Raw genomic sequence first — 26,604 nt, forward strand, 5'->3', positions numbered from 1 at the left:
TCAAATCCTCATACAAAATTATACGGAATATTCGTTTACGCAAGTAATGACAAGGGAAATGCGAATTTTTGTTGATAACTTTGGCCATTTGTTAATAAACCGGATGCCTTTCAATGGATTTGTTGCAATATCAATGTTCATAAGGGTTTACAGCATTTTGTCATCTTCGGAAAAATTGAAACCATTCAATAGCGACTTGATATCCATTTTTCGCTTCCCAGGGAGCTGCATTTCATTGATAAAAAGATAACCTCCTTTGACTGCGACTTTTAACTCGTTTTTGTTCGAAATGAGCGTTCCAACCGATTCTGAATGGGAGATGCTCTCTTTAGAAACACCAAATAATTTCACGGTTAAATTCCCATCCTTCGTTTTAAGATAGCTCCAAGCTCCAGGAAACGGATTCAGACCCCTGATTTTGTTGTAGATGGCATCCAAATCTTTAGTCCAGTCAATTTGACTATTGTCCTTATTGAGTTTGTACGCCGTTTTTGGCTGTTCCACTTTGGGTTGGATCGTCGTCTTGACCTTTCCGCTTTCTATCAGTTTTAAAGTGTCAATGACCAATTCACTTCCTATACTTTGTAGAGTATCATGTAAGGTACCTACGGTTTCGTCGTCTTTAATGGCTACTTCTTTTTGCAGGATGATGGCGCCCGTGTCAATTTTATCATCGATAAAGAAGGTGGTCACACCCGTTTTTTTCTCGCCATTGATTACCGCCCAATGTATTGGAGCAGCACCCCGGTAATCGGGTAGAAGGGAAGCGTGGAGATTGAAAGTGCCGTAGGATGGCATTCTCCAGACCACCTCGGGCAACATTCTAAAGGCAACCACAATCTGTACATTGGCTTGTAATGATTTTAGTTCGGATAGAAATCCTTCATCTTTTAAATTGGTGGGCTGAAGGATTCTTAAGTTTTGTGAAAGGGCATATGTTTTCACATCAGACTGGTGCAGTTTTTGTCCACGACCCGCTGGTCGGTCGGGTGCTGTGATGACACCTACAATCTGATAATCGTTTTCAACCAATAGTTTTAGAGTGGCCACCGCAAATTCTGGCGTGCCCATAAATACAATTCTTAAATCATTCTTTTTCATGTGCTTAAATTTATTGATTTTTAATGGTCATACTTCGACAAGCTCAGCAACCATACTTCGACAAGCTCAGCAACCATACTTCGACAAGCTCAGCAACCATACTTCGACAAGCTCAGCAACCATACTTCGACAAGCTCAGCAACCATACTTCGACAAGCTCAGCAACCATACTTCGACAAGCTCAGCAACCATACTTCGACAAGCTCAGCAACCATACTTCGACAAGCTCAGCAACCATACTTCGACAAGCTCAGCAACCATACTTCGAGAAGCTCAGCTACCATACTTCTACAAGTTCACCAATCATAATTCCACTTCGCTCAGCACAGGCATGTAGTTCGCAAATAATTATTCCACTCGGTGTTGAAGTTTTTAGCATGCTCGGTTCATGTATGTTTTATTTTGTACGAATTGTTAGCGGTAACCTCCAGGATATTGTTGGCAAGCATGAGTTGAAGGGTTTCCAGAATTTCGTTTTCTGAATGTTGCATCTGCTCAACCAATGCCCTTGAGCTTAAAGGTTGATTTTCCAAAAGTAAAATAATGTCGTTAGAAATGCTTTTTGTAGACGACTTTTTGGTTTTTGGCTTTTTTAAAATGCAAACGGAACAAATGCCACAAGGGGTGCTGTTCTTCTCACCAAAATATTCCAAAAGCCGAATACTTTTGCATTGCTCTTCATCAGAAATATAACCAATGACCGCATCAATTTGATCTTCTTTCAAACGTTGCTGCTGTTCAATGATACTTGCAATTCTGTTGATGGTCTTGTCATCTTCCCGAGGTTGTAAAAAGGTCAACTCAGAATCGGTATTGGAGTGTTGAAACTCCACAACGCCATCCTTATCCAATTGCTGAAGAATATTTAGGACTTGGTTCTCATTTATATTCGACTTCTCAGAAACCAAATTGAGATTGATTTTCAGTTGATGTTCAAAAATGCCACCGTAAGTGCGCAAAATAGCCTTAATAACAGGTTCGAAATTTTTATGCGTGTTCAGGTAACCAAATAGCGCCGGACTTGGTATCAGGAACTGAAGTTTGGTTTGGTAATTGAATTGTTGGGAAAGGCTAATAATACTGTTGCTGTCCAGTAGTTGGACAGCATTATAAGCAGTGCTTGTAGGGAATCCGTAGGTTTTACAGAAGGCATTAAAATTAAACTGATGTTGCGTCAAGTGGCCTTCACCATAAGAAATCTGGAAATAGTTGCATAATTTACGGTACACTTGCTTTATAAAATCGACGGAGGGCAAAGTGCTTAAAAACTGATGTTTCAGGTGCTGTTCATCGCTCGCATTTTTTAAAATGACCGCAAAGGCTTTCTCCCCATTCCTGCCTGCCCGTCCAGCTTCTTGGTAGTAACTTTCTAGACTTTCTGGCAAATTGATATGGATGACGGTTTTGACATCCGCTTTATCAATGCCCATTCCAAAGGCGGTCGTGGCGACCATCACCGTTTTTTGGTTGTTGGTCCATTGTTCCAAATGGTCATTTTTTTCTTTGCTGCTAATCCCACCGTGATAATAAGTCGCTGAAATCCCCTTCGATTCCAAAAAGGAAAAAATCTCTAAGGTTGCACGCCGTGTCCTAACATAAATAATGGACCTACCTGGATATTTTTTTAGAATCTGTTCAATTTTATAATGCTTATCATTGGTATCCAAAACCATATAGGCAATGTTTGGCCTTTTAAACGAGGCTTGAAAGACCTTTGGCGCCATAAAGTCCAATTCTGCCATGATTTCTTGTACCACTTTAGGTTTTGCCGTTGCTGTAAGGGCAATCACGTTGACAGATGGATGTAATTGGCGCAACACCGCAATGTTTTTGTAGGCAGGTCTAAAATCATTTCCCCATTGGCTGATACAATGTGCCTCGTCAACCGCAATTAAATTGACCGGCATTTGTTGGATTCTGTCCTGTACCAAGGTTTGTTGTAAGCGTTCAGGAGAGAGGTACAGGAATTTGTAATTGCCATAGATGCAATTGTCCAAAAGGGTATCTAAGGTGTTGTAGGGAATGCCACTGGTAATAGCCATCGCTTTTATGCCCTTAGCCTTAAGTTGATCTACCTGGTCTTTCATTAAGGCAATTAGCGGAGAGACTACAATACAAATGCCGTCTTTCACTAATGCCGGAACTTGAAAGCAAATGGATTTTCCACCGCCGGTTGGCAGTAATACAAAAGTGTCTTCGTTATTTAAGACCGCATTGATTATCTCTTCTTGCAACGGCCGGAAGGAGGTATGGTGCCAATAGCGTTCTAAAATGATTATAGGATGTGACATCGCTATAAATTTAAGGAATCTATAATGAAGTCTGCGCGTTTTTCTACAGTATCAAAAGGAATAGGAATCAAATGGTATCCGAATTTTTTATAGGTGATCATGAGCTGTTCATGAATCTGCTCCGACTGTTCGAAAGTTTCATAGCGGACATTGTCACTTTGGAATATATCGGGCCAAGGTGTTACGATAAAAATAGTGTCGTAGCAACTGTTCTGGCAGACTTGGACAAAGCTTTCAGGATAGTCGCTGCCATAAAAATCCATATAGGCCAAAACATCAGGAAGGCCACGATCGAGAAAAATGGTCGTATTTTCGTAGGTATTCGCTTCAGTAAATTGTTTGATTCTTCCTTCTAAAAGTAGTTTGCTAAAGAGCAAGGGCTGAGTTAGAAATAGCTGTTCTATCCCATTTTCCCTGGCTTCGAGCGTCACTTGTCTTGAGATTTCCTCAAAGCAAATGTGTCCTCTTTTTTTTAATTCGTTTATTATTGATGATTTTCCAGTTCCTGGACCTCCAGTAATAACAATCTTTTTAGTGTTCAATTTGGCAGGGTTTTGGCTGCAAAAATCGTAATTATAATAGAAATTAAAAAATGTAAAGTAAAATGTATCTTTGCAGATGAATAAGAACCATTATGAGTACAGAGAAAAATCAAGACGAATTTTACGATAAATTACGATCGCAGCTATATGCAACAGCAAGTTGGCCATCAGAATACCTTTACAAATTCATCGTATTATCAGATAACCGTAAAATTGCGGAAATAGAAAATATTTTTGATAATATGGGAGCAGTAATAAAAACCAAACCTTCGAAAAACGGAAAATATACCAGTGTGTCCATTAATTTGCAGATGCTCACTCCTGAACATGTTATTGAAAAATATAAGGAAGTGACGGAGAAGGTGGAGGGGGTTATTTCGTTGTAAGGGTTTAGTGGGGAGTTGGTAGAGGTGAGAGTTTTTTAGTTTTGAGTTATGGGTGAGGACGGATGACTGATGACGGATGACCGATGGCGGAAGACCGATAACGGATGACCTATGACTGATATCTGCGCCTGAGACTGAGAACTGAGACTGAAAACCGAAGACTGCCAGCTGAAGACTGATTTTTACGAAACTTTTACAGCACAATTAAACTTTCTTTATTTTTTTTCGTATTTTGCAGACATGCACAAAGTACTGCGATGCATAACATTTAATACTACACATTAATATTTTGATAGACAATTTAGAATACAATACCGAGCGCGAACATTTGATCATTCCTGAATATGGAAGACATATGCAAAAGATGATCAATTACGCCAAAGAGCGCGAAACAAAAGAGGAACGCAATAAGGTTGCTAAGGCCATAATTTCTGTTATGGGCAATCTACAACCACATTTAAGGGATGTTCCCGATTTTCAGCATAAGCTATGGGATCAGCTATTTATTATGGCGGATTTTGATTTGGACGTAGATTCTCCATATCCTAAACCTTTAAGAGAAGAATTACAGGCACACCCTGAACCTTTAAAATATCCACAAAACTTCCCAAAATACCGTTTCTACGGCAATAATATCAAAACAATGATTGATGTTGCCAACACATGGGAAGACGGCGATTTAAAAGAGGCTTTAATTTATACCATTGCCAACCACATGAAAAAATGTTTCTTAAACTGGAACAAGGACACTGTGGAAGATGATGTTATTTTTAATCACTTATATGAATTGTCTGAAGGAAAAATCAATCTTAAGGAAGAAGATGAAGACTTATCTGACGTCACTACGTTGATGAGAAATAAAAAGAAATACTCTTCGAGCACTAAGAAAGCACACCCTAAAAAAAGTACTACCAACCGTAATAGAAAACGCTACTAACTATACATGTCAACATTTATAATTGAAGGAGGTCATCAATTAAAAGGAAGTATCCAACCTCAAGGCGCAAAAAATGAAGCACTACAAATATTATGTGCTGTTTTGCTCACTCCAGAAATCGTCACCATTCATAATATTCCAGACATCGTTGATGTCAATAAACTGATTTCACTTTTAGAGAAATTAGGCGTCAAAACCAAAAAAATTGGTTCTGGTTCTTATACTTTTCAAGCGGATGAAGTGAATATGAAATACCTTGAATCTGCTGAATTTAAAGAAGATGGGAAAGGTTTGCGTGGTTCTATAATGATTGTAGGACCGCTTTTGGCACGTTTCGGAAAAGGGTATATCCCAAAGCCTGGAGGTGATAAAATTGGACGCCGAAGAGTGGACACCCACTTTGAAGGCTTTATAAATCTAGGCGCAAAATTCCGATACAATCGCGAAGACCATTTTTATGGGGTGGAAGCCGACCGATTAAAAGGCGCATATATGCTCTTGGATGAAGCTTCTGTAACAGGGACCGCCAATATTGTGATGGCTGCGGTTCTAGCCGAGGGCACGACCACTATTTACAATGCGGCATGTGAGCCTTATTTACAACAGCTGTGTAAAATGCTGAACCGAATGGGCGCCAAAATCAGTGGTGTGGGTTCCAATATGCTGGTTATTGATGGCGTGGACGCTTTGGGCGGCACGGAACATAGAATGTTGCCGGACATGATTGAAATTGGAAGCTGGATAGGATTGGCTGCCATGACCAAAAGTGAACTGACCATAAAAAACGTGAGTTGGGATGACTTGGGACAAATCCCTAATGTCTTCAGAAAACTTGGGATTACCGTTGAAAGAGATGGTGATGATATTTATATTCCTGCTCATAAGGATGGCTACGAAATTCAAAGTTATATAGATGGTTCCATTTTAACGGTTGCCGACGCTCCGTGGCCTGGGTTTACGCCAGATTTGTTGAGTATTGTGTTGGTGATTGCCACACAAGCCAGAGGCGCTGTTTTGGTGCATCAAAAAATGTTTGAAAGCCGTTTGTTCTTTGTGGATAAATTGATTGATATGGGTGCAAAAATCATTCTTTGCGATCCGCATCGTGCTACCGTCATAGGTCACGATTTCAAATCGTCCTTAAAAGCAACCACAATGACCTCGCCAGATATTAGAGCTGGGATTTCACTCTTGATTGCTGCTTTATCAGCTAAAGGGACATCCACCATACATAATATCGAGCAGATTGATCGTGGGTACGAGCGTATTGATGAACGTTTGCGTGCGATAGGTGCCAAGATTACGCGATTGAGCTAAGCACAACTCATGTAAAATATAAATAGAAATGCCTCAGAACTTTTGAGGCATTTTTTTATAATGATGCCATTGTTGGTGTTTTTCTCTTCATGCCATTGTTGGTGTTTCCCACCAACAATTCTTTCTTATAAAATCAACATAAAAAGTTTTTGTAGTCTTTTTACAAAGATGCATCCTTATTCCAAAGCTCGTTTATAAGTTTCCAAACAGCGCAGTCGTGCTTCCTTATGATCAACCATTTTATCTGGGTAACTCAGTTCTTGGAATTCAGGCACCCATGTAGTGATGTATTTTAAATCCTTATCAAATTTTTCGATCTGAGTTGTGGGATTGAAAATCCGAAAATAGGGCGCGGCATCCACGCCACAACCCGCAACCCATTGCCAATTGCCCACATTGCTAGCCATTTCATAATCGTGCAGCTTTTCAGCAAAATAAGCTTCGCCCCAACGCCAATCGATCAAAAGATGTTTGCATAAAAAACTACCCACCAACATGCGCACACGGTTATGCATAAATCCTGTGGCATTCAGCTGTCGCATTCCAGCATCTACAAGAGGATATCCAGTAGTGCCATCACACCAACGCTTAAAATTCTCTTCATTATTTAGCCATTCAATGCGATCGTATTTCGGTTTAAAACTCTCAGTGGCGGTGTGTGGAAAGTGCCAAAGAATTTGCATAAAAAATTCACGCCAAATGAGTTCTTGCCAGAAGATTTCATTCTTTTCGGCAATGGCCTTTTTCATCATTTTTCGAATGCTGACAGTTCCAAATCGTAAATGCGGACCCAATCGTGATGTGCTGTCCTGTGCTGGGAAATTTCGGGTTTTTTCGTAGTCTTGAATTAAGGATGGAGTCAGCTCGTAATTGGCGATCTTTTGCGATGCTTTTTTAAACCCAAGATCGGATAGGCTTAAATTTGGTAATTCGGTATTTTCAACGAGATTATGGAGATGGGAATTGGTAGTAAAGATCTTCAAATCGATGGTCTTGAATTTTTCTTTCCAAATCTTCATATAGGGCGTATAAACCACATACGGATCACCATCTTTTTTAACGACCTCATTTTTTTCAAAAATAACCTGATCCTTAAAGCTGTGAAAAGCGATATTGTTTTTTGAAAGGAATTCTTTTATTTCCGCATCCCGTTCTTGGGCGTACGGTTCATAATCATGATTGGTAAAAACAGCAGCAACGTCATAATCTTTGACGAGCTGTTTGTAAATCGTCAAAGGTTTTCCTTGGTATAATGCCAAACTGCTACCATGTTCCTTTTGCAATATGGTTCGCATGTTTTGAAGCGCATCAAAAATAAAAGTGACACGAGCATCATCTTCAGGAAGATCTTCCAAGATTTCCGTATCAAAAATGAAGAGGGGCAGGACAGGATGTTCTGATGTCAAAGCCTCGTAGAACCCGATGTTGTCATCCAATCTCAAATCGCGACGGAACCAGAAGATGTTTATTGGGGTTTTTAGTTGTTTCATATTTCAGGTTTCTTGATTCTAATTTGCTGCTTTTCAACTTCAATTTCAACTTGCCGCAACGTCAGTCGGACAATTAAACGTTTGAAATTTATTTTTTATAAACCCCGAACAGTTCTTCCAATTTTTTTGTTCTATAAGTAAAGATTTCTTCCAATTTAGGCTTGACAATAATGGGATGTGCCAATTGTCCCAGAAATCCAAAGGGCAATTTATAATCGATGATATCTTCCATTTCTACACCGCCGTCAATTTCTTTGATAAAATGTTTATGGTGCCACAAGGCATAGGGACCAAAACGCTGCTCATCTACAAAATATTGATTTTTGACGCTGTGCGTGATTTCCGTAACCCATTTGGTCTTGATGCCCAAAACCGGTGTCACAATATATTGGATGATCTGTCCTGCAAACATAGGTCTGTCCGCGCCAGAAAGAATATGGAAGCCCATATATTCTGGGGTAATGGTCTTTAAATTTCTTGGATCTGAGAGGAAATCCCACGCTGTGTCAATGCTAATAGAAAGATTTTGCTTTTGGTGGAGCGTGTATATTTTCATAGTTATGCCCACATAAGTGGGGATCTGTTTAATTAATTCCCTGATTTTTATTTTCATTCCCTCGAAAGAGAGAACCTCCTTATAGTAAGGATTTATTTAATTATGTATCAAAATGTAGAGATTCAGTGAGGTCGCAATACAAATCCATATTAAATATGGAAAAATCAGTAAGTTGTAGGCTTTCATCAACTTGAAATATGTTACTAAAAATGCCGTAATGATAAAGGTCAATGCGATAATGGTTCCCAATCCAAATGCAATCATGTGCTGATTGAAAAAGACAAAATTCCAGGCGATATTCAAAACAAATTGAATGATAAAAAGTGTGATGACTTTACTGGTGGGATGCTTACGATAAAGAATGGCCATGTAAAATGAAAAACAGAGCATGATGAATGTCCATGCTGTTCCAAAAAGCCAGTTGGGAGGTGTCCATGGCGCTTGCCTCATTGAGGTGTACCAATCGCTGGTTGGACCATTGCCCATAAGCAGGATACCAAGACCTAACGCACCAAAATTGAGGATTAGAAATACGAAAAGTGGTTTTAAAAACTTCATTTTTTCATGTGATTTTTCGCTGCTCCTTGAAGATTATAATCCTAGATATAGGTTCTAAATTCTGATGAGTAGTGGATAGTTTCTTAAAAAATAAAAATTCTATCTTAGCATCGTCCTTAATAGTGACGATCCTCCTATAGAATATTTCAAATAAAACTCAGACTTTAGCTACAGAGTTAAAGAACACTACATGTTTAAATACAGGAACAATTGGGTTATTTGAGCGTTTTACTTAAATAACCCAATATGCGTCCACTGATATACTTTATATATTGCTTAAGCAGTAAGTGGTTTACCTTTTAATCGTTTTTCCACTCTTTGTTTAATGACAGTCAATCGTTTCATAATGTCCATGATCTGTTCATCCTTTTTGCGTTTATAAATTTCATTTAAGCCTAAAATTAACGTTTTGGCTTTTCTGGAAATTTCTATTCTGTCACTAGTTGAAAGTGATCTTAACTTTTGTTGCTCAAATTCGAGTGCTTCATTAATAATGTCCATAATGTTAATCTTTTAAATAATTTTGTAATTCGGCGATTTTTTCCGGTGCGCCAAACTTTCCACCGTAATATGAGGTAATTGTTGTTGAGGATTCATCCTTGATGCCTCTTGAGGAAACGCATAGATGTTTGGCGTCAAGAATGACCGCCACATCTTCGGTTCCTAAAATATGTTTTAAATCTTCTGCAATTTGATTGGTCAAACGTTCCTGAACTTGCGGACGCTTTGCATAATGCTGAACGATTCGGTTGAGCTTTGACAATCCAATGACTTTGCCTGAAGAGATATAGGCCACATGGGCTTTACCAAAAATGGGTACAAAATGATGTTCGCAATTGGAGTTAAAACTGATGTTTTTTTCCACCAGCATCTGATTGTATTGATATTTATTGTCAAACAGTGTTATTTTTGGTTTGTTGGCAGGATTCAAACCAGAAAAAATCTCATCGACATACATTTTGGCTACCCGATTTGGAGTTCCTTTTAATGAGTCGTCAGTGAGGTCCAATCCTAACACATCCATAATTTCCTCAAACAAATGAGCGATGCGTTGTTTCTTTTCTTTATCAGAAAGTTTAAAAGCATCTTTCTTCATTGGCGTTTCCAATCCACTAAATAAATGATCGTCACCAATATCATTGGCGTTGAAACCATTTATAAGCTCATTGACTTTGAATATTTTTAAATCTTTTTCTGGAATCATGCTATCTTTTTTAGATGCTGTCCTTGGAATACATTTTCCAAAGCAAAGCAACGTTTAGTTTTAAAAATTAAATTTTGAGTCAATTGTTTCATTGAAATGATGGAAGTGTATGATATTGCGCTTCGTATTTTACTTTTTCGTTCAGAAGTTTGTCAAAAAAAGCTTTGTTTTCCCTGAAGGTTGTATTCGGCCTGAAATTGATAAATTTTCCTTCGGCATGAATACTGCTACCGTTGCTTTTATGAATGCCCAGTTTGTAATACGGAATGACCCAAGTATAATTCTTCAATCCTTTATTGATTCTGACGAGCAGTCCTACCGGTCGTAATTCCAGATTGGCATAATTGACATCAGATACTTTATTGATATATTGCGCCAAATTTGGACTCACTTCTTCAATAATCATCCGTTTGGAGCCGATGCCTTTCATCATTATGGATTGCCACAAACTAAAAGGTTTACCCAGCAAATCATTGATGAGTTCATCGTGTTTTTTGTTAGAATATGTGGTGTTTAAAATCATGGGTTAAAGATAGTTAAATTAAACCTGCGTTTACAGTTATGGTCAAAACATTAAACAATAATTAACACTATGTTCGGGGAATTTGGCGTATTACGTGTTTTTTAGGATTAATTGTTCAATTATGAGCTAAAAGCTTACAATTCTCCATTTTAAGGAACTTATTTAACTCCGTGGTTAATTCAGAAGCTTCTTCGAGATATTTAGTCCGTGGTCCTCATTTAGTCTTTAATTTCAACTAATTTATTGATCATCCCATTAAAAATAAACCAATGAAAAGGCAATATTGAATACCAATATAACCTGCCAGCCAATCCATGAGGTCTAAACGTCGCGGTTTGTTTGAGAAGGCCATCTTCAATCTTAAATTCCAACCAGGCTTCACCCGGAAGTTTCATTTCGGCGTAAAGTAATAATTTGCGCTCTTTTTTATCGCTGAAAATCACACGCCAAAAGTCCAAGGCATCCCCAGCGTTCAAATCAGAACTATGGGTTCTACCACGTCGCAAACCGATGCCTCCAAATAATTTATCCATATGGCCTCTTATTTTCCATAACTGATTTCCATAATACCAACCTGTAGAACCTCCAATGGACCAGATGCGATTGATGGTGATGTCCATATCCACAACCTTACGTTCTTTATAATCGGTGAAACATCCGTAGGTAGGTACATTGACATATTTATGGAGACTGTTTTTTAGTCGGCCGCTGCTGACCATGGAATCCTTCCAGCTGGAAACAATGCTGTTTTGCTCAATTTTTTCGAAGGCCAGCTCAACCGCTTCACGATAATTTATGGGATGGACATCGAGCAGTTCATTGATATTACTTTTTTTGCCAATAATTTGGATGCCCATACTATCTACCAAAGACGATGCGAGTTTATAAGACGTAGAGGTCACAAAATAAAGCCAATAGGAGGACAGTTTGGGCGTCATGATGGGAACCGTGAAAATATAACGTTTCAAATTGCGGATTTCAGCAAACTTGAGTAACATTTCCTTGTAGGTCATGGTTTCTGGACCAAAAACATCAAAGCTTTTATTGTATAATTCTTCTTTGCCCTTGGCTCTTGACAAAAACGACAGCACATCCCTTACCGCCAAGGGTTGAGTTTTTGTATTCAACCACTTTGGAGCGATCATCACCGGTAGTTTTTCAACCAAATCACGAATGATTTCAAAAGAGGAACTTCCTGAGCCTACAATAATTCCTGCTTTAAATATGGTAAGTGCATAATTTTCTGATGCCAACAAATCTTCAACATTTTTACGGGATTCTAAATGTTTTGAAAGATGTTCTTCATTGGTGATGCCACTCAAATAAATGACTTGTTTGACTTGTGTTGTATCAAAATAAGTCTTGAAGTTTTTTGCGCAGTCCGCTTCCAGTTTTCCAAAATCATCAGAAGTGCTTGACATGGAGTGAATTAGATAATAGACAACATCTATATCCTTAGGTATATTTTCGAGCGTCTCTGGTTTGAGAAAGTCGGCTTCGACAATAGAAATATGCCCATCTTCGAGAAGATTTTTGTCCACTCTCAATTTGTCCCTTACGGCACAAACCACATCATGGCCTTCATTGATGAGAATGGGAATCAGCCTTTTTCCAATATAACCAGTAGAACCTGTAACGAGAATTTTCAAGAGAGTTGTAATTTTTAAATAAAGATACGATATGTTTAACAATATAATGCAAATGTTAAACAAAAAAAAACAAAATCATGTGCGATTATAGGAAATGATTTGCAGAATCAAGTCCATTGGTATGAATGGGTTTTTAAAGTTTTGTGGATATGAAATTAAAACTTATAATTTGGGAGATTAAGCATGGTTTTTCAACTCTCCCATAAGCTCTTGAATTTTAGAAATGGAGAATGGTTTTACGATATATTTGTTGACCATTTTATAGCTTTTTGCTTTTTTAATATCCCGACTATCCACAGATGAGCTCACGATATATATAGGAATGTTTTTTGCAAAAGGAATCTTAGCAAGTTCATCGAGAAACTGCCATCCATCCATAAGCGGCATATTCAGGTCCAGTAAGATGACATCTGGGAGGTTGGTGTTCAATCGTAATTGAGGCAGTAAATTATCAAAGGCGTCCTTTCCATTTTTATAGACTAAAAATTTAAGTGAAAACTGAACGGTTTCCATCATTTTCTTTGTCCCAAATCTAAAGATCGGGTCGTCGTCAATGATGCATATCGTATTAATTTTTTTCATCTTTAAAATATATTGTGAAGGTGCTTCCAATGTTTGGTTTGCTTTCAACTTCAATGCTGCCGCCCATGGCTTCTATCTGATTTTTGCTGATAAAGAGTCCAATACCTCTAGCATCTTTATGCTCATGGAATGTTTTGTACATGCCAAAGATCTTTGAGTCATTTTTTTCCAGATCAATTCCTAAACCATTGTCGGTAATGCTCAGGAACGTATGGCCATTCTTTTGTCCAGCTTTTATTTCGATTTTTAAAAGTCGGTAAGGTGATCTGTATTTTATGGCGTTGGTGAGTATGTTCAGGACAATGCTGTCTAAATAAGAAGGCACAGCATATACCATATAATCTTCATTGACTTTGATGGTCATTTCACCATTAATTTGACTTAAAGTCGTTTGAATGTTTTCAATCGATTTATTAACACGTTTTCTTAAGTTCTGCGGTACAAGGGTGTCCTTTATGAGGTTATTAATTTCGACAATCTCACTTAAATGTTGCACCGTCTCATTCATGTTGTGGGAAGCTGATTTGATGTGTTCAAACAGTTCTTTATCACATGTTTGGTTGTTATTGATCTCCGTCAATTCCAACAACATGGACAGGTTTCCGGTATGGGATCGTAAATTATGGGATACGATATGAGCATAATTTTGGAGTCTGTTATTGTGTTCTTTAAGACTTTCTGTCAGAAGTCTTTTATCGGTAATATCGCTGGCTTGTAACACTAAATGCGTCGTTTCTCCCTTGTCATTTTTAACGGCCGAAATGGAGAGGATTGCCCAAATCAAATTTCCGTTTTTATGGAAGTATCGCTTTTCCTGTTGAAAACTTTCGCGTTTCCCACTTAAAACATCTGCCAATAATTTATTTGAAAGTTCTAAATCTTCCGGATGGGAAACAGCACCTTTCTCAATAGCGATCATTTCATCTTCTGTATACCCGAAAGTTTCACAAATAACCGGATTGACTTTGACAATTTTGCCGTTTAAATCTAGTAACGCCATCCCAATAGGAGCGTGCCAAAAGGTTTGTCTAAATTCCTCTTCGCGGAGTACTATCTCCAATTGTGCTTTTTTGAAATCGTCTATATCCTGAACTAATCCATGCAGCATTTTGCAAGTTCCGTTCTCAAAATCCGAAATACCCAACAAACGCATCCATCTTATGCCCTTAGTGGTTTTTAATGGGATTTCCACATCAAAATTAGTGCCGTGATCTAGGGCTTCTATTACCAAGGTGGTCAATTGGTCTTGGTTGTTATCAAGCGCAAAGTAGGCAATGAATTCCCTTAGATTACGCGGGGTAAACTCTGTATTGCCCAGTAATCGACCAAGGTTTTCGTTCCAAAATAAATTTTCGCTTTCCGGATCCATTTCCCATGAACCAATTTTCGCCAATTTGTTTGAACGTTCTAAGCTTTCTTTATACTTTTTTAACAGAAGTTGATTCGTTTTTGATTCTGTAATATCAACCACTTGAGCTACCATGTGGGTAAACTGATTGTAGTCATTCTTTACGGCCGAAACCGAAACATTGGTCCAAATGGTATGTCCGTTTTTATGCAAGAATCGTAAATCGTCGGTGAAGTTTTCAATCCGTCTATGGATCAAATCGTTCATTAGTTCAATGTTGCTTCCAAGATCTTCACTTAAAGAAATATCTTTGATCCCAACCTCCTGCATTTCTCGCATGGTGTATCCAAAAATATCACACAGACTTTTATTGACATTATCGGCATAACCACTAAAATTGATCAATGCCATGCCTGCTTTGGCATGGTTAAAAGTAGTACGCCATTGTTCTTCTTTAACGGCAATGGCTAATTGGGCTTTCTTTATATCATTTATATCTTGGATAAGACCATAGAGTCTCGTGCATTGGCCATTCACAAACTCTGAGATACCGATTATTCTTATCCATTTTTGCTTTTTTCCATACGTTTTTGCAAGTGTCTCGATATCAAAGTTGACGCCTTCTTTTAAACCCTTATTTAAGGACGATTTTAAAAGATCTTTTTGTTGTGGCGTACTTGTGAAAAAATCAATGGACTCATTAAAATTGGGAACAAAATGATCTTTTGTTTTCAGGATGGTATGCATGGACTTGCTCCAAGTTACCGTATGGTCGCCTATGTTGATTTCCCAAGAACCAATTTTTGCCACATAATTGGAGCGCTCAAGTAAATCTTTATAATTGATCAACAACAATTCATTCGTTTTTCGATCGGTGATATCTTGAACCTGTACTATAAAGTTTGTGATTTCATTCAACTCGTTTTTAATGGACGAAACCGATATTTGAGTCCAAATGGTGTCGCCATTCTTATGAATATAACGTTTGTCCAATTTAAAACTCTCGCGTTCTCCTTTTAAAAGTTCGATGACGTGATCGTTGGAAAGATTTTTGTCGTCAGGATGAGAGAACTTGTTGAAGTTATTTTGTAAAAGTTCATTTTCAGTTTGGCCAAGACATTCGCATAAATTTTTATTGACTTGCGAAATATTTCCTTTTAAGTCTATAATTGCCATCCCGACAGGAGCATGTGAGAATGTTTTACGAAAGAGTTCTTCCTTTAATGCGAGCTTTTTTGTAGCGATGGTTTTTTCATGAATGTTTTGAAAAAAGCCAAATAGTCGGGTACACTTCCCGTCTTTAAATTCTGAAACACCGATGGATCTTGTCCAGATTACTTTATCATCTGAGGTGATCGATTGCAATTCTATATCGTAATTTGTGCCGTTTTTAATCGCATTTTGAAACGCGTCTATCACTTTTTGGCGACTTTCACCTTCCTTAAAAAAACTAACGACATCTTCAAGATTTGATTCAAAGGACATTGGAACCCCAAACATTTTTTTAATCTCCGGACTCAAATAGATATTGTCGGTTTCTAAGTCAACTTCCCAAACACCAATTTCTGCGGCTTGATTGACGCCTTCTAAAAGGTTCTTGTATTTTTCTAGTTGTTGCTCGGTATTTTTTCTATCTGAAATATCGTAAAGTATTCCTCCTAAAGATTCGGGTTGGCCATTTGTGGTATACTTTATAACTTTCCCAATCGTTGCTACCCATACCCAGTCTCCATTCTTAACCCTCATCCTACATTCACTTATAAAGCAAGATGATTTAGTAGAGATGTGTTCTTCCAGTAACTGTCGTGATTTTTTGATGTCCTCAGGATGGGTCAGCGCATGCCATATATCTATTGCGAAATTATTGAGTTCTTCAACTGAATAACCAATGATAGTAGCCAAGCTTTCATTGCAAATTGATTTTCCTGTAACCAAATTACTCTCCCACGTACCTATGGAACTATCGTTTAAAATCGCATGGGCTCTTTTATGGCGATGGTTAAGTTCTAATTCTGTATGCCTTGTAGTAGAGATGTTTTTAAACGCAATAAAAATAAATTCAAGACCTTTTTCAGAATTTGGTTTGAAATAGATATGACATTGCATCCATAAGATATCTCCACATTTATGAATCAGTCTTAGGTCTTCATGAATGCCAATTTCTTCTTTTCCGCAAATGGCACTAAGCTGTTCTTGAAACTTATTTATGTCGTCAGGGTGGAGGATAGTTTCCCAAAGTAGTTTCCTATTTGGCTCATAGCCCAGTAAAACCTTGAAGTTCTTGCTGATATAAAATTTTTCGGGTTGTGATTTTTCGAAATACCAAACACCGTCATAGAGCTCTGAATTGAATAGTTCAAAGATGGTCGAATCAACAATTGAGAATTGTACTGATTGGGGATTTATATTGATCAAATTAGTTGGTAATTTGGCAGGTTTCAACAGGCTAAAGATATCTATTATTAGATGGAAAACAATATAAATCTATAAAATAAGCAAAAAGTGTTCTAGCACTTCGTCTCAGATTAGCGGCACTTGGTCTTGTTAACTCTTAATAAGTGAAGAAAATTCCTGCCAGGAACCTCTCTTGGCCGCATTTTAACAAGACACTATTTCTCTCATATTGCTTGAGTGAAGGTCGAGATTATAAGGTTTTGAAATTGTTAATTTTAATATCTTGGGCCTTTAAATCGAACATCAGATTGTACAGCCCAAAGAAGGTCCTGTTCATATAAATAAAATGCTTGGAACCTCGGTTGCCGTTCATTTTTCTAAGTTCTGTGCTTTTGGAGTACCGTTGCCCCAGTTCTGTGATCTTACCGAAAAAATCGGCGTCAGAGAAATCAAAGGTTTCTGCATGAAATGGCTGTGTAAACAAACCCAATAATTCGTGGAACATTTCGGAGAAAAACAGCACTTCTTCTTTGGTGTCGTCTTCCCGCAGAATTTCCAATTGGTATAATTTTGAGATAAAAAACGCTTTATCAGATATGTTTTCAGGTTTTGCCAACTCAAAATAGGGGACATAAAAGGCGTCCGGGATGGTTTTCATACAACCAAAATCCAATGCCACTAAATTGTGGTCTTCAGACACCAAGAAATTCCCTGGATGCGGATCGGCATGTACTTTTTTGAGGACATGGATTTGGAACATATAAAAATCCCATAAGGCTTGACCCAGCTTATTGGCCACTTCTTGATTGGTATTATAAGCCGTAAATTCCGAAAGGTGCTCACCTTCCATATAATCCATGGTGATGATTCTTTCAGAAGATAAGTCTTCATAATATTGAGGAAACAAAAGATTTGGAATGTGCGAACACGCTGCAACAATTTCTTTGCTCTGTTGCATTTCCAAAATATAATTTGTTTCCTCAATAAGCTTTCCTTCAACTTCCTTAAAATATTTGTCTGAATCGCTGCCCTTAATATTGAACATTTTCATGGCAATGGGCTTTACAAGCGCTAAATCAGATGAGATACTTTCGGCAACTCCTGGGTATTGGATTTTCACAGCAAGTTTCTTCCCGTTTTTTTCTGCAATATGGACTTGTCCAATACTTGCAGCGTTGACAGAAGTTGTGTTGAAGGAGTCATATAATTCATTTGGCAATTTGCCAAAATAGTTTTTAAAAGTTTTGATCACCAATGGCGGTGACAATGGTGGTACAGAAAATTGAGCCAAGGAGAATTTCTCTACATAGGCCTGGGGCATGATGCTTTTTTCCATACTCAACATTTGCGCAACTTTGAGGGCGCTACCCTTGAGCTGCTTTAAACTGTCGTAGATGTCCTCAGCATTGTTCTCATTCAGTCTTGAACGTGCTTCATCTTCAGTTTTGGTCAGTTTATCACCATAATATTTCAAGTAATTCACTCCAACCTTGGCACCGGTAGAAACCAATTTTGAAGCTCTTTGGATTTTTGATGTGGGGATTTTATCTATTGTTTTCATCTATTTCAAGTGCATTTTTTCCTTAAAGAGGAATTTCCCAAGGTCAATGACGCTTTTCAAAGGCGCAATGTTCAGAACATCAAAGCTGGTGTTGACTGATTTTTCAATAAAAACATCCGTTTTCTCAAAAGAGGTAGAGGTGTCGTCCATCCAAAACTTCATGGTCAACAGCAGTTGCACCCATGCCGATTCTTGCAAAGCACGACGTTGTAGTTTATCGAAACGCTCCTCTTTAATATCTAAGGTTTCAATATCTAAACTATCGATATATTTTGTAAAGCCTTTTTTCAATTCGGTTAAGACCGATAGATTTTTTAAGGCGTTTTTATGTTGTTGCAGCGCAAAAACCACATAACTTCTATTGGCAGTCAGATTCTCGAAAAACGTGAAATAAAAGCTTAACAGTTTATTGCGCGCATCAAATATTTGATACTCTTCACTTTTGTGCAATAGTGTAAGGGTATTGTCAAAGAGCTCTCTAAAAATACGTTTTTCAACAGCTTCAAAGGTTCCGAAATGTTCGTAAAACTTCGATTCTTCAAAGTTATTGGCCTTAGCGAATATATAAACGGATTTAGGTTGTGCGCCATGTTCCAAAACATAGTCCATATAATAGGAGATGATGTTTTGATCTGATATGTTTTTCTTTTTTGCCATGATGTAATTTTGCTGTAAAGATACAAAATGTTCAACCTTTAATCAATAAGATTAAACAAAATTTAACAACGGTTTAAGATTTGCAAATAAGTTTATAAACGAATGCATTTCAATAAATTAGCTTTTATGGAACATTTAATTTAGGATTTCATTAACAATTGAGGGTTTTAAAAACTGTAATTTTACTTTTTGAAAAATATAATCAACTAAAAATAAATTATCATGAAAAAAATTATGCTATTTTTTGGTGTTTTAGGAATGACCTTTACAACACAGGCCCAAATTCAAACCCCGCAACCAAGTCCATTCTCTAAAGTGGAGCAAACTGTTGGTTTGACTGATGTAACCTTGGAATATTCTCGTCCAAACATGAGAGCACGTACTGTTTTTGGTGATTTGGTACCTTACGGAAAAGTGTGGCGTTTGGGTGCTAACGAGAATACAAAAATCAGCTTTAGCACCGATGTTACGGTAGGAGGAAAAGAATTGAAGGCCGGAACTTACGCGCTTTTTGCGATCCCGAACGAAAATAACTGGGATATCGTGTTTTATTCGAGTGCTGAAAATTGGGGAGCACCTCAAGATTTGGATGAATCAAAGATTGCTGCTAAAGTTAAAGCAGATACCTATCCATTACCAATGAATATTGAAACCTTCACCATGACTTTTGATGATTTATCAAGTACTGGAGCAACTCTTGGGATGATGTGGGCAAATGTATATGCCGGTGTGACATTTGAAGTGCCAACCGATAAGATTGTAGCGGCTTCAATTGATAAAGTTATGAACGGCCCTGGAGCTGGCGATTATTATGCTGCTGCAGCATACTACTTCCAAGAAGGGAAAGACATCAATCAAGCTAAAACATGGATAGATAAAGCCATGTCTATGAATTCAAAACCAGCCTTTTACCAATTGAGACAACAGTCCTTGATTTATGCAAAAGCAGGTGACAAAAAAGGAGCGATTGAATTGGCGAAGAAATCCTTAAAAGCTTCAGAAGAAGCAGGAAATGCTGATTATGTTAAAATGAACAAAGATTCCTTGAAAGAGTGGGGAGCGAAATAAATAGAAATTAAAATCAAATTGAACAAAGCCTTGCAGACAACTGTGAGGCTTTTGTTTTTTATATCCATTCTGTAGCGCGTTATCTTAATCGTAGTTGAGATTGATCAAATGTCTGACATCATCTAAAATCGACATCAAATCCCTGCTGAAATCATAAGTCATTATTGGACTTTCTGTTTTGTTGTTTCTTAACAATTCATTGAAATGCTCTGTTTCATAACTGTAACCAAGGGTAGTGCAGTCAAAAGTATGTGTGACTTGTTTTCCGTTGTAAGTTATCGTAACCGTAGAGGGCCGATGGAACTGTCCATTAATTTTGATGATGCCTTTTTCACAATAAAAAATAGCTTCCGTTGGTGTTTTTTCCAGAAGTGAACTTTTCAAAAATGCCTTGACGCCATTATAATAATTAAAGATGATCTTACAGGATGCATCTACGCCATTATCAAAAAAAGTAGCTTTGGCATCTATGTCAATCGGCCTTCCTAATGTAGATAAAGCCGCAAAAATAGGATAGATACCAATGTCCAATAAACTGCCGCCACCAAGGGTTTTATTAAAAACCCGAGAATGCATATCAATCATTGGCTGAAATCCGAAATCGGCTTCCAATTTATTAATGGAGCCATATCTTCCCGTCATCAATTCCTTTATAACAAACTGATAATGCGGTAGAAAATACGTCCACAGCGCTTCCATCAACAATACATTATTGGCCTTGGCAACAGCAATCATCTCTTCAACCTCTTGGAGGTTCATGGCCAATGGTTTTTCACATAATACCGCCTTCTTATGGTTTAAACATAAAATGGCATATTCTTTATGTGAGCTATGCGGGGTGGCTATATATACCGCGTCAATATTGGGATCTGCGGCCAAGCTCTCATAATCGCCATAAGCCTTGATGGCGTTATATTGTTTGGCAAACGAATTGGCCTTTTCTTGATGTCTTGAGGCCACTGCATAAAGTTGGCAATGCTCAACCTCTTGCATATCCTGAGCAAATTTGTTCGCTATTTTACCGAGTCCTATAATGCCCCATTTTATAGTTTTCATTAAATGGAATTTTTAAAGATTAAATAACCAAAATAAGCCAAAATACTAACTAATAAAAATAGTGTCCATCGGTTGTTTTTAGAGAGTTTTTTAAAATCAATGAACATCGCGATTATAATTGCTAAAAAGCAGCCCACAAAATTCAGCCATAAATAGGGGAGATTGATATGATCATATTCATCTAATAAATACAAGCTTATGACGAGTGCTTGTGTGATGAGCCCTGAAATGAAAACAGCATTTCCTTTTACGTATTTGAAGAAAAACGCCAAAAGGAAAATCCCCAAAATATTACCATAAAAGATGGAGCCGATAATATTTACCAATTGAATCAAATTGTCCACTAAGTATGCAGCTGACGCAAAAATAATGGCGATAATCCCCCAACTTAAGGTCAGCCATTTTGAAACTTTTAAATAGTGGTCTTCATCTTTATCCTGCACAAAACTGCGTTTGTAAAGATCCATGGTTGTCGTAGAAGCCAAGGCATTAAGTTCGCTGGCAGTACTGGACATGGCAGCACTTAAAATAACCGCCAATAAAAGACCGATTAAACCACGAGGCAGATTATTTAAAATAAAGTGGATGAACACGTAGTCTTTATCATTTGTTTCTACCGAAAGTGTTCGTTCTTTATTGGCTTTGCTAATCAATTCTTTGGCAGCCTCTCTGTTTGCCCTATCGCCCTCATTATAAGAAGTAATCTGTTGGGCTAACGCTTCACTTTTTGTTTCGGCGTAAGCGTGCATCAGCTCCTTTTTCTGCGTAAAAATTTCATCTTGCTTATTTTGTAATTCAATGTATTCTTCAGCATAAGAAGAGTTCATTACCGTCTCTGTAGCGGCAGGATTGAAGTTGATGGGCGAGGTGTTGAATTGGTAAAACACGAAAACCATCACCCCAACCAATAAGATAAAAAACTGCATCGGTACTTTTAATAAGCCATTAAAAATCAGTCCCATTTGCATTTCCTTGACTGATTTACCCGAAAGATAACGTTGCACCTGGCTTTGATCTGTACCAAAATAAGAGAGCGCCAAAAACGTACCCCCAATAATACCGCTCCAAAAGGTATAGCGATTATTGAAATCGAATGAAAAATCGAGGATCTCCATTTTTCCGCTGGCTCCGGCAATTTCCAATGCTTTCGTGAATGTGATGTTTTCGGGAAGGTAGCTCACAATCAAAAAGAAGGCGATAAACATGCCCGTAAAAATAACCGCCATTTGATGTTTTTGGGTGATGCTGACGGCTTTTGTGCCTCCAGAAACGGTATAGATAATAACCAAAACACCAATGATGATGATGAGTAAATTCAAATTCCATCCTAAAACTGCCGAAAGAATAATAGCAGGTGCATAAATAGTAATCCCAGCTGCCAATCCGCGTTGGATCAAAAATAAAATAGCGGTCAGACTTCTGGTTTTGAGGTCAAAGCGATTCTCCAAAAACTCATAGGCCGTATAGACTTTGAGTCGGTGATATAAAGGAATAAATACCAAACAAATGATGATCATGGCAATGGGCAATCCAAAATAGAATTGGACAAACCCCATGCCGTCATGAAACGCTTGACCAGGAGTGGAGAGAAATGTAATAGCACTGGCTTGGGTTGCCATAACGCTTAAGCCGATAGTCCACCATTTGGCTTCATTTCCGCCTTTTAAATAATCTTCAACATTCTTATTGCTGTCACGGGTTTTCCAAGTGCCATAAGCAACAATGGAAACAAGTGTTCCAATAAGTACAATCCAATCTAATGTCTGCATCTTAGAAGGATTTCATGATAAAGTAAAACAATATGATATAAATGGCGTTGGCAACCAATACCAAGGTGTATGATTTTTTCCAGCGCTCTTTTGGTGGTTGTATCGGTGGTAGGTTCTGCATATTTTATTATCTAGTTAAAGGTTAAAACTTGAATTTCTTTAAGTCCTATAAATATTTTGGCCACGTCCCGATTGCTATCGGGAACACGAATAATAATGTATTTTTTTCATATTCTTTACCAGTTATTTTACGAAGCAGATGCTCAAATTACCAATATAAAACTATGGATTTCCAATTAATATTGGGTGATTTAAAATCTGAAAGCAACGGCGCATAACCCTTAATCTTTCAATTGAACATCCGTTTTAATCGTCTCTTTTCCTACGGAAAGCATATTGGCAAATAAACGGTAGGCGCCAGCAACACCTTCAGGGAATTCTCTGAAAAAGCTCAATCCTGTATAAATATAGTGCCCTTTCCCATATTTGGCCACTAATAAGCTGCCTTCTTTTGGTGATTCATTTTTGTCGTGCATGGATAATAGTGGCGTAAACTCTTTTGACCATTTGTTCGGAAAATAGAGGCCTCGTTCTTGCACCCAGCCTTCAAAATCTTTTTGGGTGATCTTGTTTGGATAGTTGAGTAGTTTGTTATTGGTATTCAATAAGCGGACTTCCGAATTTTCGTCGGTAACACGATCTCTTGATAATTCTAATGGATAAGGCGCCAACTGGTCTACAATAAGACCGCCGTTGGTATTGTACTGAACTATTAAATTACCACCTTGTTCTACAAAATCGAATAATTGTTTCTGCTTGAATTTTAAGGCATCCACCGTATTGTAAGCTCTAATTCCAACAACAACCGCATCAAAACGGTTTAGGGTTTCGGCATTGATATCTTCAGGTTTGATGATGGCCACATTATAGCCAATTTGCCGTAGACTTTCGGGGACTGCATCTCCAGCGCCTTCAATATAACCAATATTTTCGCCCTTTTTCTTGATATCCAATCGTACGACCTTACTGTCATTTGGTAATAATACCATTTGAAAAGGAATATGATCATATTTGATTTCAACCAACTTTTTACTAAAAACATCTTTACCAACATGCACTTTGGGTGTCAAAATGCCTTCGCTTTGGTTTTTTGGAGGAATCACCGTAAACGTCAGCATCTGTTCTTCGCCTTTACTTATGATGGCTATATTTTGCTTTTCAGGATACACCTGCCAACCTTGAGGATGATCTAATTGCACATAACCTTCTAAGGCATTCCGATTGGCTTTGACGATCACTTGAATATCCTTTTGTTGGTCATCTGCAAAAATAATAACGGGTTCCGCAATGTGGGCCGACACTATAGGAACAATTTCAAAAGGTTTATAAACCTCACCTTTTACAGGATCGTTGGTTTTGTAGATGATTGTTTTTACATAGGATAATGTTTCTCCTTCAATGGAGACATTAAAGGTTGCAGTCATCTCTTTTGGCGTTTCAGGCAAGCCGATGAGACTTTGATCATCTACTTTGTACATGCCTAAAGTGCCTTTGGTTTCCAACCAATATGGGGTAGAATAGGATGCGGTTGAAGGAATGTTTATTTGTGATTCAAAACGGTGGGACTCATTGAATTTCAGATCTGTATTTTTTTGAATTCGTGTGCCATCCGATAAGATTATAGAAGTTAAAGCCATGTTCTGTCCACTGCGATTGATGGCTTCCAACTTCAATGTCACCGTGCTTTTTGGTGTAGCAAGATTGGATGCTGCGGCAGCTTCCAGAAACAAGCCGGCACAAGCAGCTATGACGTTTTTAAGATCTTCGGACTTGAGAGTTTTCCAATGTGAATTTTCGAGGTTTTGAACCAATCTATATGCTTCTATCAATTTTGGAATGGAAGCTGACGGATTTTTGAAATTATAATTGTCCTGAACCGTTTTCAATATTTGACCAATAGGTTGCCCACCTTTGATGCGATTCCAACTTGTATCAATGCCTTCAAAAATGTTGTTTTTATCTTTTGGAGCATCTCCTTTTATGAGTTCTAAATACTCAAAGTCGCTCCCACGAGTTCCTGTGTTTCCAAAACCCTGCGATTTGTGCGCACTTCTGCTCAATGCCGCAATTTCGGGATTTGACAAGCCGAGAGCGGGATAGAAATCGCCAACTTCCACAGCATACTGATTCGTTTTATCGGCAGCATCAAATTTCTCCTGACTGCCGTAAAACCACCAAGAGGTATTAAAAAACTCACGTTTTGCTTGCCAAACAGCTACAGATTTCAATTGATTCGGGAATTTAGAGTGATCAGCGGCATAATCAAAAGCTTTCAGGCTCAACATTGCTGAACTTGTATGGTGCCCATGGGTGGTGCCTGGACTTCTATGATCAAACCTGTTGATAATGATGTCGGGTTGAAACTTACGGATGGCCCAAACAACATCGCTCAAAACCTCATTTTCATTCCAAATGGCCAAGGTTTCATCAGGATGTTTAGAGTAGCCAAAATCATCGGCTCTAGTAAAAAGTTGCACGCCACCATCAATACTTCGTGCGACCAATAATTCTTGGGTCCTGATCACTCCCAAAAGTTCCTTTAGTTCCGGACCAATAAGATTTTGTCCACCATCACCACGCGTTAGTGAAAGATACGCAGTTCTTGCCTTTACTTCATTGGCCATGTGAGAGATAAGTCGCGTGTTTTCATCATCCGGATGAGCAGCAACATACAGCACCGATCCAAGAAAATTGAGCTTTTCTATGGCTTGGTAAATCTCTGAGCTTGTAGGTTTTTTAGGCTGTTGTGCTTGGGCGGAAAAGCAATAAAAAAAAGTGATTAAAAGGAAAAAATAGGGTTTGAACATTTTTTGGACATTAGGGTATTCCTCAAATATAAAAAAGAAGCATCGTAAATTCCGATTTTAGTTTTTATTTAACTCAAAATATAGGGCGATTTGATTTCATAGAGATCGCATGTCAAGATGTAAATTAAAACTTAATTGGGGAAAACTGAATCTATTAGGCCTCCTAAATTAGATCAGTTCCATCATCAAGAACGTCATAAATGGCGTCTTTTTTGATTAAGGTGACTGGTTTTTGGAGCATCAAGTTGTTCGGGTAGGTGATTAAATCGCCATTTTCAATCCGCAAATGTAACTGAAAGGCTCTAATGTCTTCAATGATTCCTTCCAAAGGAAAATCGTGATCGTGAATTTTTATTTTATCACCTACTTTGTATGGAAACGATAGGAACATAATAATTCCTGAAGTGATATTGCTTAAAATAGACCAAATAGCAAAAAGGCCAATTCCAATAACGGCAAAAACGGAGGAAAAAAGCACTACCAAATCATTTGCTTTTGTTCCAAAAATAAAAGGAATGATTAATAAAGCAAGCATGAACAAGGCAACACTTACATAACGCTGCATTAAATGAGTCCGCGCTAAATTAATACCATTTTTTTTCGATATTTTACCGATAAGCGCGTTGATGAAATACCTAGTTACCAGTAAAAAAAGAAGGACAATGCCCGTGTAAATAAATTCTTTCTGATAGGATTGAAAAAACATAGAATTTTGAATGTAAAATTAATGGCAAAGATACGTAGAAAA

22 protein-coding genes are annotated in these 26,604 nt (G+C 37.9%); 4 read left to right on the plus strand and 18 right to left on the minus strand.

Annotated elements, in window-relative coordinates:
* Nucleotides 1–147: 147 nt before the first annotated feature.
* The 3 genes from fmt to ESZ48_RS09680 form a co-directional block, all read right to left on the minus strand.
* On the minus strand, nucleotides 148–1,101 hold the full coding sequence (gene fmt, locus ESZ48_RS09670) for a methionyl-tRNA formyltransferase (protein WP_129017207.1): 954 nt from the start codon (nucleotides 1,099–1,101) through the stop codon (nucleotides 148–150).
* A 386-nt stretch (nucleotides 1,102–1,487) separates the two neighbouring features.
* Nucleotides 1,488–3,392, minus strand: a complete 1,905-nt coding sequence (locus tag ESZ48_RS09675; RefSeq protein ID WP_129017208.1) for a RecQ family ATP-dependent DNA helicase — start codon at nucleotides 3,390–3,392, stop codon at nucleotides 1,488–1,490.
* Nucleotides 3,393–3,394: 2 nt separating this feature from the next.
* Nucleotides 3,395–3,934: an AAA family ATPase gene (locus tag ESZ48_RS09680; RefSeq protein ID WP_129017209.1), complete on the minus strand. Its 540-nt coding sequence runs from the start codon at nucleotides 3,932–3,934 to the stop codon at nucleotides 3,395–3,397.
* A 92-nt stretch (nucleotides 3,935–4,026) separates the two neighbouring features.
* On the opposite strand from ESZ48_RS09680, the gene ESZ48_RS09685 reads away from it, so the two are divergent.
* From ESZ48_RS09685 to murA, 3 genes are all read left to right on the plus strand, one after another.
* Nucleotides 4,027–4,320 carry a DUF493 family protein gene (locus tag ESZ48_RS09685; protein ID WP_129017210.1) on the plus strand — a complete coding sequence of 98 codons (294 nt, stop codon included), beginning with the start codon at nucleotides 4,027–4,029 and terminating at the stop codon, nucleotides 4,318–4,320.
* Nucleotides 4,321–4,609: 289 nt separating this feature from the next.
* Nucleotides 4,610–5,257, plus strand: a complete 648-nt coding sequence (locus ESZ48_RS09690) for a DUF4290 domain-containing protein (protein ID WP_129017211.1) — start codon at nucleotides 4,610–4,612, stop codon at nucleotides 5,255–5,257.
* 6 nt (nucleotides 5,258–5,263) lie between these two features.
* A complete protein-coding gene (murA, locus tag ESZ48_RS09695; protein ID WP_129017212.1) occupies nucleotides 5,264–6,574 on the plus strand; it encodes a UDP-N-acetylglucosamine 1-carboxyvinyltransferase in 1,311 nt (436 codons plus the stop codon).
* 176 nt (nucleotides 6,575–6,750) lie between these two features.
* On the opposite strand, the gene ESZ48_RS09700 is transcribed toward murA, so the two are convergent.
* The 11 genes from ESZ48_RS09700 to ESZ48_RS09750 all read right to left on the minus strand — a co-directional run bounded on the left by ESZ48_RS09700 (nucleotide 6,751) and on the right by ESZ48_RS09750 (nucleotide 19,096).
* Nucleotides 6,751–8,064: a cryptochrome/photolyase family protein gene (locus ESZ48_RS09700; RefSeq protein WP_129017213.1), complete on the minus strand. Its 1,314-nt coding sequence runs from the start codon at nucleotides 8,062–8,064 to the stop codon at nucleotides 6,751–6,753.
* 88 nt (nucleotides 8,065–8,152) lie between these two features.
* Nucleotides 8,153–8,620, minus strand: a complete 468-nt coding sequence (locus tag ESZ48_RS09705) for an SRPBCC family protein (RefSeq protein ID WP_129017214.1) — start codon at nucleotides 8,618–8,620, stop codon at nucleotides 8,153–8,155.
* A 96-nt stretch (nucleotides 8,621–8,716) separates the two neighbouring features.
* Complete coding sequence (locus tag ESZ48_RS09710) at nucleotides 8,717–9,178, minus strand: TspO/MBR family protein (protein WP_129017215.1); 462 nt, start codon at nucleotides 9,176–9,178, stop codon at nucleotides 8,717–8,719.
* Nucleotides 9,179–9,454: 276 nt separating this feature from the next.
* On the minus strand, nucleotides 9,455–9,679 hold the full coding sequence (locus tag ESZ48_RS09715; RefSeq protein WP_129017216.1) for a hypothetical protein: 225 nt from the start codon (nucleotides 9,677–9,679) through the stop codon (nucleotides 9,455–9,457).
* 4 nt (nucleotides 9,680–9,683) lie between these two features.
* A complete protein-coding gene (folE, locus tag ESZ48_RS09720) occupies nucleotides 9,684–10,382 on the minus strand; it encodes a GTP cyclohydrolase I FolE (protein ID WP_129017217.1) in 699 nt (232 codons plus the stop codon).
* Between the two features lie 88 nt (nucleotides 10,383–10,470).
* Complete coding sequence (locus ESZ48_RS09725; protein WP_129017218.1) at nucleotides 10,471–10,905, minus strand: hypothetical protein; 435 nt, start codon at nucleotides 10,903–10,905, stop codon at nucleotides 10,471–10,473.
* 218 nt (nucleotides 10,906–11,123) lie between these two features.
* Nucleotides 11,124–12,554: an SDR family oxidoreductase gene (locus tag ESZ48_RS09730; RefSeq protein ID WP_129017219.1), complete on the minus strand. Its 1,431-nt coding sequence runs from the start codon at nucleotides 12,552–12,554 to the stop codon at nucleotides 11,124–11,126.
* A 177-nt stretch (nucleotides 12,555–12,731) separates the two neighbouring features.
* Nucleotides 12,732–13,136: a response regulator gene (locus tag ESZ48_RS09735; protein WP_129017220.1), complete on the minus strand. Its 405-nt coding sequence runs from the start codon at nucleotides 13,134–13,136 to the stop codon at nucleotides 12,732–12,734.
* Nucleotides 13,123–16,899, minus strand: a complete 3,777-nt coding sequence (locus ESZ48_RS09740; RefSeq protein WP_129017221.1) for a PAS domain S-box protein — start codon at nucleotides 16,897–16,899, stop codon at nucleotides 13,123–13,125. The genes ESZ48_RS09735 and ESZ48_RS09740 overlap by 14 nt, the downstream gene beginning before the upstream one ends.
* Nucleotides 16,900–17,128: 229 nt before the next feature.
* Entirely contained in the window at nucleotides 17,129–18,439 is a 1,311-nt protein-coding gene (locus ESZ48_RS09745; protein ID WP_129017222.1) for an ABC1 kinase family protein, read from the minus strand.
* Complete coding sequence (locus tag ESZ48_RS09750; protein ID WP_129017223.1) at nucleotides 18,440–19,096, minus strand: TetR family transcriptional regulator C-terminal domain-containing protein; 657 nt, start codon at nucleotides 19,094–19,096, stop codon at nucleotides 18,440–18,442.
* Nucleotides 19,097–19,318: 222 nt separating this feature from the next.
* Between ESZ48_RS09750 and ESZ48_RS09755 the strand changes: the two genes are divergently transcribed.
* A complete protein-coding gene (locus ESZ48_RS09755; RefSeq protein ID WP_129017224.1) occupies nucleotides 19,319–20,164 on the plus strand; it encodes a DUF2911 domain-containing protein in 846 nt (281 codons plus the stop codon).
* Between the two features lie 84 nt (nucleotides 20,165–20,248).
* Here the strand turns inward: ESZ48_RS09755 and ESZ48_RS09760 are convergent, their stop codons facing one another.
* The 4 genes from ESZ48_RS09760 to ESZ48_RS09775 all read right to left on the minus strand — a co-directional run bounded on the left by ESZ48_RS09760 (nucleotide 20,249) and on the right by ESZ48_RS09775 (nucleotide 26,562).
* Nucleotides 20,249–21,220, minus strand: a complete 972-nt coding sequence (locus tag ESZ48_RS09760; protein ID WP_129017225.1) for a Gfo/Idh/MocA family protein — start codon at nucleotides 21,218–21,220, stop codon at nucleotides 20,249–20,251.
* Nucleotides 21,220–22,989, minus strand: a complete 1,770-nt coding sequence (locus tag ESZ48_RS09765) for a sodium:solute symporter (RefSeq protein WP_129017226.1) — start codon at nucleotides 22,987–22,989, stop codon at nucleotides 21,220–21,222. The genes ESZ48_RS09760 and ESZ48_RS09765 overlap by 1 nt, the downstream gene beginning before the upstream one ends.
* Before the next feature lie 341 nt (nucleotides 22,990–23,330).
* Nucleotides 23,331–25,856: a PIG-L family deacetylase gene (locus tag ESZ48_RS09770; protein WP_129017227.1), complete on the minus strand. Its 2,526-nt coding sequence runs from the start codon at nucleotides 25,854–25,856 to the stop codon at nucleotides 23,331–23,333.
* Nucleotides 25,857–26,019: 163 nt separating this feature from the next.
* Complete coding sequence (locus ESZ48_RS09775) at nucleotides 26,020–26,562, minus strand: mechanosensitive ion channel domain-containing protein (RefSeq protein WP_129017228.1); 543 nt, start codon at nucleotides 26,560–26,562, stop codon at nucleotides 26,020–26,022.
* Nucleotides 26,563–26,604 lie beyond the last annotated feature (42 nt).

The organism is Gelidibacter gilvus (assembly GCF_004115975.1).
In the GTDB taxonomy this organism is placed as follows: Bacteria; Bacteroidota; Bacteroidia; order Flavobacteriales; family Flavobacteriaceae; genus Gelidibacter; species Gelidibacter gilvus.

Bases quoted from the DNA above. Each gene is read 5' to 3' on its own strand.
- fmt (WP_129017207.1), bottom strand. From the start codon at position 1,101: ATGAAAAAGAATGATTTAAGAATTGTATTTATGGGCACGCCAGAATTT.
- ESZ48_RS09675 (WP_129017208.1), bottom strand. From the start codon at position 3,392: ATGTCACATCCTATAATCATTTTAGAACGCTATTGGCACCATACCTCC.
- ESZ48_RS09685 (WP_129017210.1), top strand. From the start codon at position 4,027: ATGAGTACAGAGAAAAATCAAGACGAATTTTACGATAAATTACGATCG.
- murA (WP_129017212.1), top strand. From the start codon at position 5,264: ATGTCAACATTTATAATTGAAGGAGGTCATCAATTAAAAGGAAGTATC.
- ESZ48_RS09700 (WP_129017213.1), bottom strand. From the start codon at position 8,064: ATGAAACAACTAAAAACCCCAATAAACATCTTCTGGTTCCGTCGCGAT.
- ESZ48_RS09705 (WP_129017214.1), bottom strand. From the start codon at position 8,620: ATGAAAATATACACGCTCCACCAAAAGCAAAATCTTTCTATTAGCATT.
- ESZ48_RS09710 (WP_129017215.1), bottom strand. From the start codon at position 9,178: ATGAAGTTTTTAAAACCACTTTTCGTATTTCTAATCCTCAATTTTGGT.
- ESZ48_RS09715 (WP_129017216.1), bottom strand. From the start codon at position 9,679: ATGGACATTATTAATGAAGCACTCGAATTTGAGCAACAAAAGTTAAGA.
- folE (WP_129017217.1), bottom strand. From the start codon at position 10,382: ATGATTCCAGAAAAAGATTTAAAAATATTCAAAGTCAATGAGCTTATA.
- ESZ48_RS09725 (WP_129017218.1), bottom strand. From the start codon at position 10,905: ATGATTTTAAACACCACATATTCTAACAAAAAACACGATGAACTCATC.
- ESZ48_RS09735 (WP_129017220.1), bottom strand. From the start codon at position 13,136: ATGAAAAAAATTAATACGATATGCATCATTGACGACGACCCGATCTTT.
- ESZ48_RS09745 (WP_129017222.1), bottom strand. From the start codon at position 18,439: ATGAAAACAATAGATAAAATCCCCACATCAAAAATCCAAAGAGCTTCA.
- ESZ48_RS09750 (WP_129017223.1), bottom strand. From the start codon at position 19,096: ATGGCAAAAAAGAAAAACATATCAGATCAAAACATCATCTCCTATTAT.
- ESZ48_RS09755 (WP_129017224.1), top strand. From the start codon at position 19,319: ATGAAAAAAATTATGCTATTTTTTGGTGTTTTAGGAATGACCTTTACA.
- ESZ48_RS09760 (WP_129017225.1), bottom strand. From the start codon at position 21,220: ATGAAAACTATAAAATGGGGCATTATAGGACTCGGTAAAATAGCGAAC.
- ESZ48_RS09765 (WP_129017226.1), bottom strand. From the start codon at position 22,989: ATGCAGACATTAGATTGGATTGTACTTATTGGAACACTTGTTTCCATT.
- ESZ48_RS09770 (WP_129017227.1), bottom strand. From the start codon at position 25,856: ATGTTCAAACCCTATTTTTTCCTTTTAATCACTTTTTTTTATTGCTTT.
- ESZ48_RS09775 (WP_129017228.1), bottom strand. From the start codon at position 26,562: ATGTTTTTTCAATCCTATCAGAAAGAATTTATTTACACGGGCATTGTC.